We start from the raw sequence: 12,123 nt of genomic DNA, 5'->3' as shown, positions 1-12,123 counted from the left end.
CACTCAAAGGCCCAGCCGGCGACGGATGCCGTTGATGAGGCTTCGGGCGAAGTCGCCGCGCATCGCCGCCTCGCGCAGCGGCACCGGAGGCAGCATGGGCGGCTCCACGTGCAGCTCCAGCACGCCGGCTTTCTTCAGCGCATGCAGGAACGAAACGCACTGGGCGAACGGAAGCTGGCTGATGTCTGCCAGCTCGCTCGCACTCAATGCCCGCCGCGCCAGCAGGCTCGCCATGCGGATGTTGTCGAGGTCGTTGTGCAGCAGCATGGCCGGCGGCCAGCGCCGCAGCATGAACCGCTCGGCATCGGAAACCTCGACCTCCAGGGCAGTCTGCTCGTCCAGCGTGAGGCCGCCGGGCTGCGTCTCGCGCAGGGCATGCTCGATGCTCCTGAGCCAACCCTGCAGCCTGTCGGCGCGTATGGGCCGCTCCATCGTGCCGGGCTGCCCGTCGCCCGAATTCATGCGCGTGAGCTTGAGCACGGCAGCGGCCATGCCGGCCACCGTGGAGTGTTCATGCTCCACGGCCGGGCCGTCGACCAGCAGCGCGTCATACGGCGGCGCGTCTACCAACTGCCAGCCAAAGCCGCCATCGTTCGCGGACAGCCTGACGATCGTGCGGATCACGATGACTTCGGCAACGGGCAACTTGTAGACACCGAGTCTCAGCATCGCCATCTCCGGTCCCGGGCGCCCATGTCAGTTCACGCCCGGTAGTTCGCGCCAGTCGGGCAGGCGCGGCAAGCTCGGCAAGCGGGGCAAGAGGCTGCTCGCCAGGTCGGCGTTGGCCTGATGAAGGCGCTCCACGTCGGCGCGCATGGCCGCCCGGCCATCTGCGCCGTCGACGAACCGCCCGTTCAGGACGTAGTCCTTGCAGTTGGGCAACGCACCCGCCGCGACGACGGCCATGAAAGCCATGAAGACCATGACCTCGACCAGCGTGAAGCCGGCGCAGCGGCGCACGCGCCCCTCGCCTTCCAGTTGCATCGCTGCGCTCCTAGACCGTGTCCGCATCCGCTTTCCTTCCTGTAGCCAAGAAACCATCCATTCCCGAAGATCGGGGAAATGATGAAAATGAATGAATTGGTTCCGCGTTTGAAAAACTCGTCCAATTCAGGGCAATCCGGGAGCCACTTCTTTCGAAGCAGAATTGGATTGCCGAAACGCGTGTCCATCGAAAGACCGCATGTGACAATTGTTCACGGCCTTTGTCGCTTTCCGCTAGCGCACAGGATGAGATTCAGCCGATCAACTTTCGATGCAATCGAAGCTGCCCCGGCAGGCAATGCGCACCAAAACAAGGCGAATTGCCCCAACGTGGCTCATGCAGTGCAAGCTGCCGAATTGCAACGCTTCATTGGCCAATTGGAGGGATGAATTGCCGTGCGACCTACGTCCCGGGCATCTGCTCGACCGAGGGCGGCGTCCACTCCCGCAGGCTGAGCTTTTCCACCGCCATGTCGACGAACGCAGAGACGGCCAGCGGCCGCTGCTGGCGGCTGGGATAGACGACGCTCAGGCCCCGCCCCGCCCGCATGTACCTGGGCAGCACCGGCACCAGGCGCCCCGCGGCCACCTCTGCGGCTGTCAGGATCGTCGGCAGCGCCACGATGCCCAGGCCGGCGCAGGCCGCCTCGCGCAGGGCCACCTGGACATTGCTGGTGAAGCGCCCGCGCACACGCACCTCTTGTTCCACGCCGTCGGGGCCCTGCAGGCGCCAGACGGCGGAGTTGCCGGTGTCCGGGGGCTGCGTCACGCATTCGTGCCCGGCAAGTTCGCTCAGGTCGCAGGGCGTGCCGCGCGCGGCCAGGTAGGCCGGGCTGGCCAGAAGCCCGCCATAGCTGGCGAAGATCCTGCGCGCCACATAGCTGGAATCTTCCAGGGGGCCGATGCGGAACGCCACGTCGATGCGGTCGGCGATGAGGTCGGCCGGGAGGTCGCTGAGCACGAAGTCGAGCTGCACCAGCGGATGCCCGGCCAGGAAGGCGGACACCCAGCCCATGTCGAAGTATTCGAAGAAGCTCGCCGAGGCGGCCACGCGTATCGCGCCGCTCGGCTCCTGGCTGCCCGCGACATGCGATTGCCCCGCCTCGATCAGTTCCTCGACCGCCGGGCCGCAGCGCTCGTGAAAGGTCTGGCCCGCGCTTGTCAGCGTGAGCTTGCGGGTCGAGCGCTGCATCAGCCGCGTGCCCAGGCGCGCCTCGAGCTGCTGGATGCGCCGGCTCACGGTGGCAGACGGCATGCGCAGATGCCTGGCCGCCTCGGCAAAGCTGCCCAGGCGTGCCACCTGGACAAACATGGCGACTTCGTTCAAATCGAGCACAGGGTTCTTCCTTGATTGAGTGATTGGCTGCAATCCATTCATTGCTTCCATCAATTTCATTATTGCTATCGCTCGATCATCAATTTGCAATCGGTCCGACTGAAATTGCCGATTCAAATCGCCCGAATTCCGGAAAAATCAGAATTCAAACTGAGCAGAAGCTGACATATTGGAATTGGCGGAAATCCGGACAGAAAATCCGCAAACCGCTCCGCCGCTGCGGCAATATCCATCGCTGCAATTGTTTATAGGCAGCAATCAATAGTTGATCTAATCCATCACCCACCGCGGAGGTGGGTCAGCCCTCTCACTTTTATTCGGTTCCGATTCCCACCATGCAAGCCTTTCCCGATGCGGCCGCGTTGCGAGCGCCGCGCTCCCTGGACGATCTGCTTCTGTACCGGCTGTCCCGCGCCGTGCGCGCCGGCAGCGGCATGGCCACCCGCCTCGTCGAGGGCGGCTTCGGCATCACGCATCGCGAGTGGGGAATGATCGGCATGCTCGCGCAGATCGGCGAGATCACCTCTTCGGCATTCGCCGAGCGTCTGCACCTCGACCGCGTGCGCACCTCGCGCGGCCTGCGCAGCCTTTCAGAGAAAAAACTGGTGGAGCGGCGGCGCGACCCCGAGGACGGCCGCGAAGTGCACGTGCGGCTGAGCGCCACCGGCCGCGAGTTGTGCGACGCCCTGTTTCCGAGGATCGCCCGGCTCAACATGGATCTGCTCGACGGCATCGACGCCGAGCACCTCGACATCTTTCTCGAATGCCTGCGCCGGCTCGAGCAGCGCGGCAAGGAACTGAGCGCGATGGGCGTGGTTCAGGAAAAAGCCGACCGCCGCTCGGGCGGCACGCGCCACAGGTGGCGTTGACCTGTTCAGTGCATCAGCGCGCCCGGCTGCGCGACGGCGCCCGCAGCGGACCACAGCGCGAGGCCACCCGCCAGGCTCCATGCCTGCGCATGCCCGAGGCGACGCAGGGCCTTGGCCGCCTGCGCACTGCGATTGCCGCTTCGGCAGTAGAACAGCACCGGCGCACCGGCCGGCAGCGCCAGCCAGCCGGGCAGCGCATTGAGCAGCCCTGACAGCGGCACCGCCTCGCGGTGGGTGCCGGTTCCGAAGGGCGACGATTCGCTCACGCGCTGCTCGTAGGGCTCGCGCACATCCACCACAACCAGGCCCGGATGTTCGAGCAGCAGCCGTTGCGCTTGCGTGGCGTTCATCTCGTGGCTCGCGCCGGCGCAGCCGCTGTCGATCCGCGCGCCGCAGGCAAGGGTCTGGTATTCGGTCAGCGCGAGGTCTTTCTCCATTTCGGCCTTCGCCGAAGCGAAGCGTTCCGCATCGATGTCGCCGCACAGCACCTGCGCAAGCAGCGGCTGGGCCGTGCATTCGCGGGCCAGGGTGCTCGCGAAGCGGTCTTCGTAGTCGTGCGCCGGAAGCAGCAGCGTGCGGGGGCCTGCGGCCTGCTCCAGCTTCTTCAGCGAAGGGCCGAATGCCAGCGGCGCACTTTGCGCGAAATCGCTTCGCCCCAGGGCGCCGGGCATCACCGTGTCGCCGACGAATGCCAGGCGGATTTTCAGCTGCTCGTCGTGCAGCAGGTAGGCGGTCGAGTCGGCGGTGTGCCCCGGGGTTGCCAGCCGGGTCAGCATCTGCGCGCCCAGGCAGACGGCATCGACGCCCAGGGGCCAGCCGAGCGCATCGACCTCGCCTTGCTGAAGAAGGCGTTCCGGCAGTGCGGCGCGAAGTTCGCCAACCGAGGAAACATGGTCGCCATGGCTGTGCGTGTCGAGCACGGCGGCCAGCGTGTAGTCCTGACAGCGAAGCAGTTGCGCGATGCGGCCGGTCAACTCGGGCAGCGGATCGATGACGACACAGCGCCGGCTATCCGCATCGGCCAGGAGGTAGCAGCACGCACCGCCGACCACGAAGCGGGTCAGGCCGTCGAGCGCGTCGCCCGGGCGGGAGGTGTCGGCAGCGGTGTTCAGGCAGCTTGCGCGCAGCGAAGCGCCACAGGAGCCGATCCGTTCGCAGGCTTCGTCGATGAAGGCCGCGTCGCTGGCCGGCCCGAACGACAGGCGCACGGCCGAGGCCGCCTGCCAGGCGGGCAACCCCATGGCTTGCAGCACATGGCTCGGCAGCGCCTTCGATGCGCCGCAGGCCGAGCCACCGCTCACCCGCACGTCGGCCGCGTCGAACAGGTCCTGCAGGAGCTTCGAATCCAGGCCGGGCACCGAGAAATTGAGGGTCGTCGGCAAGCTCAGTTCGAAGGGCGCGTTGAACACCACCCCGGGGAACGCATTCTTCAGCGCGGCGGCGATGCGGTCGCGGTACGCCTCCAGCGTGCGGCCGTCCCGGAAGGTCTGGCCGTCCTCGAGCGCTTCCAGCACCGTGCCGAGCGCGGCGATGCCGGACATGTTCTCTGTTCCCGAGCGCAGCGCGCCCTCCTGGCCGCCGCCAGCCATCAGCGGCGTGAACGGCGCGCCGGCGCGCACATACAGCAGGCCGATGCCCTTGGGGGCATAGAGCTTGTGCCCCGAGAACGGCGCGTAGTCGATGCGGTGGGCCTCGAGCCGGAGCTCGAGCTTGCCCAATGCCTGCACGCTGTCCACCATCCACAGGGCCGGGCTCCCGTCGAGCGCCTGGGCGATGCCTTCCAGGTCGCTGACGACGCCGGTCTCGTTGTTGGCGGCCATGGTGCAGACCAGCCCGGCCCGGCCGGCATGCGCGCGCAGCCACTGCAGGTCATGGCGGCCATCACGGCCGACCGGGATGGGCTGCACGCGCAGGTTCAGGCCCAGCAATTTGTTCCAGTGCCTGATCGCTTCCGGCACCGCCTTGTGCTCCGTCGCGCCGTACAGCAGGCAGTCGACGTCCTCGCGGCCGCGCAGCGAGCTCAACGCCGACAGCACCGCAGTCTGGATGCCCTCGGTGGCGCCGCTGAGAAAGAGCAGGTCGCCCGTGGGAGCGCCCAGCAGGCGCCGCGCGCGGGAGCGCACCGAATCCATCAGCGCGCGCGCCTTCAGCCCGGTGCTGTGGACGCTGCTGGGGTTGCCGAAGTCTTCGGCCATGGCTGCAAGTGCCGCGGCCCGTGCGCGAGGCAGCACGGGCGTGGTGGCGTTGGCGTCGAGGTAGATGTCCATTCAGGTGATTCCGGGGAGAAGCGTTGCAGGCGTTGCGGGCGACGGCGCCGCGCACCTGGGGGAGTCTGCCGGCCGGGGGTGAGCAGCGGCTTGCGTTTTGTGCTGCCCATGTCGATAAGATTGGAATCCAATACTCTTTCAAAGAGATTTGATGAAACTGGATTCCATAGATATCAAGATTCTTGATCTCCTGCAGCAAGACGCCGAGCTGCAGGTAGCCCAGATCGCCGAGCAGGTGGGCCTGTCCGCCACGCCATGCTGGAGGCGCATCCAGCGGCTGAAGGAGGCGGGCGTCATCACGCGCTCGGTGGCTCTGCTCGACCCGCGCAAGGTCAACGTGGCGGTGACGGTCTTCGTGTCGGTACGGACCAGCACGCACTCCCAGGAGTGGTTCGATCGCTTCACGGCCACGGTCCATGCCATTCCGGAAGTGGTCGAGTTCTACCGGATGAGCGGCGACGTGGACTACCTGCTGCGCGTGGTGGTGCCGGACATCGCCGCCTACGACGCTGTCTACAAGCGACTGATCTCGGGCACGAACCTGCACGACGTCAGCTCCGGCTTCGCCATGCAGGAACTGAAGCAGACCACGGCACTGCCGCTGGGCTACGTGTAGAGGATTCGCGAAGCAGCCCCGCCGCCGTTCAGAACAGGCTGCCCTGCCCCGCGGCACCAGGTGGCCGGAACGCCGTGATGTCCAGCGGAATGCGCTCGCGGTTGTAGCCCAGGCGGTTCGTTGCCTTCTCGAAGCGCTGGTGGATCAGGTCGGCCCACAGGCCCGAGCCCTTCATGCGCGTGGCGAAGTCGGCGTCGTAGTCCTTGCCGCCGCGCATCTCGTGGATGCGCGCCATGATGCGGTCGGCGCGTTGGGGGTAGTGCAGCGCCAGCCATTCCTTGAAGAGCGGCGCCACCTCCCACGGCAGCCTCACCACCGTGTAGAAGGCGCTGCGCGCGCCGGCCTCCCATGCGGCCTCGAGCACCTGTTCCATGTCCTCGGTCACGAAGGGAATCTGCGGCGCCACGCTCACGCCCACCGGCACGCCCGCCTCGGTCAGCGTGCGGATGGTGCGCAGCCGGCGGTGCGGCGCGGCGGCGCGCGGCTCCAGCTTGCGGGCGAGTTCGCCGTCGAGCGTGGTCACGGTCACGTACACGGCCGCGAGATGGTCGGCTGCCATCGGCGCGATCACGTCGAGGTCGCGCTCGATGGCGCTCGACTTGGTGACCAGCGCGAACGGATGCCGCGCTTCCTGCAGCAGTTCGATGACCGAGCGGGTGAGCCTCAAGTCGCGTTCGATGGGCTGGTAGCAGTCGGTGGCGGTGCCGATGGCGATGTAGCTGGGCCGGTAGCTCTTGCGCCCGAGTTCCGTACGCAGCATGTCGGCGATGTTTCGCTTGGCGATCAGCTTGGTCTCGAAGTCGAGGCCGGGCGACAGGTTGAGGTAGCTGTGCGTGGGCCGGGCGAAGCAGTAGATGCATCCGTGCTCGCATCCGCGGTAGGGGTTGAGCGAGCGGTCGAAGTAGATGTCGGGCGAGTCGTTCTCGTTGAGCGCCGACTTGACGTCTTCGAAGCGCACCTCGGTGGCGATGGGCTCAAGCTCCTCGGCCTCGGCCACGCCCTCTTCGAGCGTGCCCCAGCCGTCGTCGAAGGCATTGCGCTCGTCCTTGGAGAAACGATGCGCGAGCTGCGTGGCCGCGCCGCGGCCCTTGATGGCGTGAATGGGGATGCGGGCTGCTGGCATGGCTGGTCCTCGGCTGCAATTACTGTGTATTTGTACAGTATTTCACCGTTTCCTCAGGACCGCCTGCTTTTTACATTTCTCTCTTGACAGAAATTTCGTAAATCCTAAACTCGGCGCCATGGAACTCACAGACATTCAACGCAAGTTCGTCCTGCACTGGGGCGAAATGGGGTCCATGTGGGGCGTCAACCGCACCGTCTCGCAAATCCACGCCCTGCTCTTCGCCCACGGCAAGCCGATGCATGCCGAGGAACTGTCCGAAACGCTCGGCGTCGCGCGCTCCAACGTCAGCAACAGCCTGAAGGAGTTGCAGGCCTGGAACCTCGTGCGCGTCACCCACACGCTGGGCGACCGCCGCGACTACTTCGAGACTAGCGTCGACGTGTGGGAGCTGTTTCGCACCGTGGTGCGCGAGCGCAAGGAACGCGAGTTCGACCCGACCATCCGCGTGCTGCGAGAACTGGTCTCGAGCCCCGATTTCCAGAAGGAGCCGCCCGATGCGCAGGACCGCATCCGCTCCACCATGGACCTCATGAACAAGCTCGCCACCTGGGCCGACGAAATGCTGCGGCTGTCGCCCGGCACGCTCGACAAGGTGCTCACGCTGGGCGCCAGCGTGCAGAAGTTCGTGCGCGGCGACAAAGGCGGCAAGGACGAAGATCCCGATGCCCATCACGCCAGCCTGCCGATGATCTGAGCCCTCTCTTTTTTTGCCCATTTGTTTCTGTTTTGACAGAAATATCGAGAACAAAGGATGCCATGAGCCGAGCCGCCCTCCCCGTCTATCCGCTGACCGTGTACTTCGACGCAAGCTGCGCCATCTGCTCGGCCGAAATGGGCAACCTGGGGGCGCACGACACGGCGGGCCGGCTGCGCTTCGTCGATTGCTCGCCGGCCTCGTTCAGCGACGGGCCGGCACCGCGCGACGCGCTGATGGCCGCGATCCACGTGGTCGACGCAACGGGCCGGGTGCTGGTCGGCGTGCCGGCCATCCGCGCAAGCCGGGCGGCGGTGGGCCTGCCCAGCGGCGGCGGCCTGCTCGACCTGCCATTGGTCGCGCCGCTGGCCGACCGCGCCTACGCCCTGCTGGCGCGCAACCGCTACCGCATTCCGCGCTGGCTGGCGACACGGCTGGCGGGGCGCATCGCGCCTTCCTGCAACGACGGCAACTGCCGCCTCTGAAGAAAAAACACCACGCGAGGGAATAGCCATGCCTACCGTTTTCCAGCCCGACTTCCGCCTGCCGCTCGAAGCGCCCGCACAGGCATCGGCCGGTGCCCCAATCACCACCGAAGACACCCAGGTCTACTTCACCGAAGTCGCGTTCGACTACAGCGCCTGGAGCCCCAGCTACAACATGCACTTCGGCTTCTGGCGCGCCGGGCTGAACCCGTTTCGGCGCGAAGGCATGCTGGTCGAGATGAACCGCGTGGTCGGCCGCGCGCTGCGGCTTGCCGATGCGCAACCCGGCACAACGCCCCGCCGCTGCGTGATCGACATGGGCTGCGGCGCCGGCGCCACCGCGCGCACGCTGGTGGGCGACAACCCGTCGCTGTACGCAGTCACCGTGACCAACGTGGCAGTGCAGAACAGCATCGCCGCCAGGCTCGATGCCGCGGCGGGCGTGGCCGACCGCATGGCCCACGTGGAGGCCGACTACACCCGCACCGGCCTGCCCGCCGCGCAGGCCGACGGCGCCTGGGCCCTGGAAAGCGCCTGCTACGCCGACGGCACCGCCAAGGCCGACTTCATCCGCGAGGCCGCGCGCCTGCTCAAGCCCGGCGCGCGGCTGGCAGTGGCCGACGGCTTCCTGCTGCGCCGCAAGCCCGGCCGCGCGGCCGGCTGGCTGCACCGCCTGTGGGCCGACAGCTGGGCCGTGCCCACGCTGGCCGTGCGAGACGACTTCATCGCCGCCCTGCGCGACAACGGCTTCGAGGACATCGAGTGCAGGTCGCTGCGCTGGCGTGTCGCGCCCAGCGCGCTGCACATTCCGGTGCTGGCCACGCGCTTCACCCTGGCCGAACTCTGGAAGGCGCGCGGCAAGCTCGGCCCGTGGCGGCGCAAGCACATCGTGGCCAGCTACTGCGCGCTGGCGCTGGGCATGTTCTGGCGCGACTTCGACTACTGCATGGTCACGGCCACGCGCAGTGCCGGCTGAGCGAACACGAGAAAAAACAACCAGCAGAAAGCTCCGCATGCAAGACAACAACCAGGAAAGCCGGCTCGCCGAACTCGCACCCGACGAACTGCCGCCCCAGTCCCGAGGCGCCATGCCCTTCGCGTGGTTCTGGCCGATGCTGGCGGGCGCGGCCATCGCGCTGGTGCTTCGCATCGTTTTCAGCGGCGGGCCGGGCCAGCGCTTCTCGCCGATGCTCGGCTCCTTCGTGTACTTCGTGCCCGCGCTGTGCGGCGCCGTCACCGTGTACATGGCCGAGCGCATCGAGCGCCGCAGCTGGGGCTACTACCTCTGGGCGCCGTGGGTGGCGACCGCGCTCTTCGTCGCCGGCACGCTGGCGGTGTTCATCGAGGGGCTGATCTGCGCCATCGTCATCGTGCCGCTGTTCGCGGTGATGGGCAGCGTCGGCGGACTGGCGATGGGCATCGTGTGCCGCATCACCAACTGGCCGAAGCAGGCCATCTACAGCTTCGCAATGCTGCCGCTGGTGCTAGGCGCCATCGAGCCGCAGTTGCCCAACCCGGACCGGCTGTCGAACACATCGCGCACGCTCTTCATCGCCGCGCCCGCCGAACGCGTGTGGCACGAGCTGAACGCCGCGCGCGACATCCGCCCCGCAGAAGTCGGCGACGCCTGGGCCTACCGCATCGGCGTGCCGATGCCGGTGTCGGGCGTCACGGTCGACACGCCCGAGGGCCGCGTGCGCCAGGTGCAGTGGCAGAAGAACGTGCACTTCGAGGAAGTCATCACCGAGTGGCAGCCCGACCGCCTGCTGAAGTGGCGCTTCCGCTTCTCGCCCGACTCCTTCCCGGCCGGGGCGCTCGACGATCACGTGATGATCGGCGGCCAGTACTTCGACCTGCGCGACGCTACCTACACGCTGACGCCGCGCGACGGCGGCACCGAGCTGCGCGTTGCGGTGTCGTGGCGCATGAGCACCAGCTTCAACTGGTATGCGGACCGCGTCATGCACCTGCTGCTGGCCGACGCCTCGGAAAACATCCTGCGCTTCTACAAGGCACGCGCCGAAGCCACGGCCGGCGCGGCGGCGGCCGGATGACGACGATGCCGCCCACCGCACCGGTCTTCCAGCAGGCGCTCGGCCCCGCCTGGGAGCGGCTCGGCGACGTCATCCGCCGCCACTACACGATGGCGCCGTTTTCCGACGACCACGTATGCGTGCGCGGCTCCATGAGCGAGGTCTGGCACGCCCCCTGGGCCGCACTGCTGATGCCCTTCGGCCGGCTGTTCGGCGCGCTGGTGCCGCACCAGGGCAAGGACGTGCCGATCGAGGTGCACTACCGCTGCCGCCCCGACAACGCCACGCTCCACTGGGACCGCGTCTTCCGCTTTCCGGGCAGGCCGCCCTTTCATTTCCGATCGCACATGGAGCACGACGCGCGCCGGGGCAGCGAGGTGATCGAGTACGTGCGCTTCGGCATCGGCATGCGGCTGGCCGTGAGCGCGGAAGAAGGCGCGGTGGTGTTCCGCGACCGGGGCTACATCTGGCGCGTGGCGGGGCTGCGCATTCCGCTGCCGCTCGGGCTCATCCTGGGCACTGCCTACGTGGAAGAGCGGCCCGACCCGCAGGACGCCGACCGCTTCACCATGAAGATGCTGCTGCGCCACCGCTGGTTCGGCGACGTGTTCCGCTACAGCGGGCGTTTTCACCTGGACCCGCGCGTGGGTCCACAATGAGCGCACCATGCCACGCCGCCCCGAAAACCTCTACGCCCAGTACCACGCCCACGTCTACTTCGGACCCGACACGCTGGCGCAGGCCCGCAGTCTCTGCGAGCGCGCCGGCCACGAACTGATGGTGGTGGTCGGCCGGATGCACGAGCGGCTGGTGGGCCCGCATCCGCACTGGAGCTGCCAGCTCGCCTTCGACGCCGCCGAGTTCGACCAGGTCATCGGCTGGCTCGAAGCCAACCGCAACGGGCTCGACGTGTTCGTGCACGGCGTGACCGGCGACGACTTCGCGGACCACACGGCGCATGCCATGTGGCTGGGCGAGGAAAGCGCGCTCGACCTGCGGATGTTCCGGCACTAGGCAGGGGTGCCGCCGGTCAGAACTCCGCGTCGAGCTCGTCGATTTCTTCGGGCTCCTGTTTTGCCGCGGCCACCCATTCCTTCATGGCCGGCAGCTCCATCACCCGCTTGCAGTAGGCAGCGCACGCGCTGTCCAGCGCCACGTCGTAGCTCAGGAAGCGCGTGACCACCGGCGCGTACATCGCGTCGGCCATGCCCGGCTGCTTGCCGAAAAGGAAAGGGCCGCCATAGGCCTTGAAGCATTCGCGCCAGATGGCGACGATGCGGTCGATGTCGGCCTGCGCGCGCGACCACACCTTGAAGTTCTTGAAATGGGCCTTGATGTTCATCGGCAGCGCGCCGCGCATCGACGAAAAGCCCGAATGCATCTCGCCGCAGATGGCGCGGCAGTGGGCGCGGGCTGCGATGTCGTCGGGCAGCAGGCCGGCCTTGGGCTTGATCTCGTTGAGGTATTCGCCGATGGCCAGCGTGTCCCACACCTTCACGCCGCCGTGCTGCAGCGAGGGCACCAGCATCGACGAAGACAGCAGCAGCATCTCGGCCTTCATGGCCGGGTCGTCGGGCGGAATGACCTTCTCGCTGAAGTCCAGCCCGGCCAGCCTGCACATCAGCCAGCCGCGCAGCGACCACGCGCCGTAGTTCTTGCTGCTGATGGTGAGAACGGGTTTGGCCATCTTGAAGCTCCTTGGGCGTTGCTGCA

At 67.2% G+C, this 12,123-nt stretch carries 14 protein-coding genes; 8 read left to right on the top strand and 6 right to left on the bottom strand.

Translation table 11 applies throughout. The features are described from left to right. Positions 1-3: 3 nt before the first annotated feature. The 3 genes from ACWV14_RS09740 to ACWV14_RS09730 form a co-directional block, all read right to left on the bottom strand. The gene (locus ACWV14_RS09740) at positions 4-669 is read right to left on the bottom strand and encodes a hypothetical protein (protein ID WP_454907108.1); all 666 of its coding nucleotides are present in this window, start codon (positions 667-669) and stop codon (positions 4-6) included. A 27-nt stretch (positions 670-696) separates the two neighbouring features. Continuing rightward, positions 697-984, bottom strand: coding sequence for a type IV pilin protein (locus tag ACWV14_RS09735; protein WP_454907110.1), 288 nt, complete (start codon positions 982-984; stop codon positions 697-699). Positions 985-1,387: 403 nt separating this feature from the next. After that, entirely contained in the window at positions 1,388-2,320 is a 933-nt protein-coding gene (locus ACWV14_RS09730) for a LysR substrate-binding domain-containing protein (RefSeq protein WP_454907112.1), read from the bottom strand. Positions 2,321-2,655: 335 nt separating this feature from the next. Here ACWV14_RS09730 and ACWV14_RS09725 point away from each other — a divergent pair, with 335 nt between their 5' ends. Further along, positions 2,656-3,189, top strand: a complete 534-nt coding sequence (locus tag ACWV14_RS09725; protein ID WP_454907114.1) for a MarR family winged helix-turn-helix transcriptional regulator — start codon at positions 2,656-2,658, stop codon at positions 3,187-3,189. A 5-nt stretch (positions 3,190-3,194) separates the two neighbouring features. On the opposite strand, the gene ACWV14_RS09720 is transcribed toward ACWV14_RS09725, so the two are convergent. Continuing rightward, positions 3,195-5,456, bottom strand: a complete 2,262-nt coding sequence (locus ACWV14_RS09720; protein ID WP_454907116.1) for an aminotransferase class V-fold PLP-dependent enzyme — start codon at positions 5,454-5,456, stop codon at positions 3,195-3,197. A gap of 151 nt (positions 5,457-5,607) precedes the next feature. Here ACWV14_RS09720 and ACWV14_RS09715 point away from each other — a divergent pair, with 151 nt between their 5' ends. Further along, positions 5,608-6,072, top strand: a complete 465-nt coding sequence (locus tag ACWV14_RS09715) for an Lrp/AsnC family transcriptional regulator (RefSeq protein WP_454907118.1) — start codon at positions 5,608-5,610, stop codon at positions 6,070-6,072. A 28-nt stretch (positions 6,073-6,100) separates the two neighbouring features. Here ACWV14_RS09715 and ACWV14_RS09710 read toward each other — a convergent pair whose 3' ends face one another. Then, positions 6,101-7,195 carry a PA0069 family radical SAM protein gene (locus ACWV14_RS09710; RefSeq protein ID WP_454907120.1) on the bottom strand — a complete coding sequence of 365 codons (1,095 nt, stop codon included), beginning with the start codon at positions 7,193-7,195 and terminating at the stop codon, positions 6,101-6,103. A gap of 118 nt (positions 7,196-7,313) precedes the next feature. Here ACWV14_RS09710 and ACWV14_RS09705 point away from each other — a divergent pair, with 118 nt between their 5' ends. From ACWV14_RS09705 to ACWV14_RS09680, 6 genes are all read left to right on the top strand, one after another. Beyond that, positions 7,314-7,892: a GbsR/MarR family transcriptional regulator gene (locus tag ACWV14_RS09705; protein ID WP_454907122.1), complete on the top strand. Its 579-nt coding sequence runs from the start codon at positions 7,314-7,316 to the stop codon at positions 7,890-7,892. A gap of 62 nt (positions 7,893-7,954) precedes the next feature. Further along, positions 7,955-8,377: a thiol-disulfide oxidoreductase DCC family protein gene (locus tag ACWV14_RS09700; RefSeq protein WP_454907124.1), complete on the top strand. Its 423-nt coding sequence runs from the start codon at positions 7,955-7,957 to the stop codon at positions 8,375-8,377. Between the two features lie 28 nt (positions 8,378-8,405). Next, the gene (locus ACWV14_RS09695) at positions 8,406-9,353 is read left to right on the top strand and encodes an SAM-dependent methyltransferase (RefSeq protein ID WP_454907126.1); all 948 of its coding nucleotides are present in this window, start codon (positions 8,406-8,408) and stop codon (positions 9,351-9,353) included. A gap of 37 nt (positions 9,354-9,390) precedes the next feature. Beyond that, positions 9,391-10,431 carry an SRPBCC domain-containing protein gene (locus ACWV14_RS09690; RefSeq protein ID WP_454907128.1) on the top strand — a complete coding sequence of 347 codons (1,041 nt, stop codon included), beginning with the start codon at positions 9,391-9,393 and terminating at the stop codon, positions 10,429-10,431. Positions 10,432-10,436: 5 nt separating this feature from the next. Further along, the gene (locus ACWV14_RS09685) at positions 10,437-11,069 is read left to right on the top strand and encodes a DUF4166 domain-containing protein (RefSeq protein ID WP_454907130.1); all 633 of its coding nucleotides are present in this window, start codon (positions 10,437-10,439) and stop codon (positions 11,067-11,069) included. 7 nt (positions 11,070-11,076) lie between these two features. Beyond that, the gene (locus ACWV14_RS09680; protein ID WP_454907132.1) at positions 11,077-11,424 is read left to right on the top strand and encodes a DOPA 4,5-dioxygenase family protein; all 348 of its coding nucleotides are present in this window, start codon (positions 11,077-11,079) and stop codon (positions 11,422-11,424) included. A gap of 16 nt (positions 11,425-11,440) precedes the next feature. Here the strand turns inward: ACWV14_RS09680 and ACWV14_RS09675 are convergent, their stop codons facing one another. After that, positions 11,441-12,097, bottom strand: coding sequence for a glutathione S-transferase family protein (locus tag ACWV14_RS09675; RefSeq protein ID WP_081270274.1), 657 nt, complete (start codon positions 12,095-12,097; stop codon positions 11,441-11,443). Positions 12,098-12,123 lie beyond the last annotated feature (26 nt).

The sequence above is a fragment of the Variovorax durovernensis genome (genome assembly GCF_977011995.1).
The sequence above is the reverse complement of the archived record's forward strand: the minus strand, read 5'-3'. Positions and strand labels throughout refer to the sequence as shown.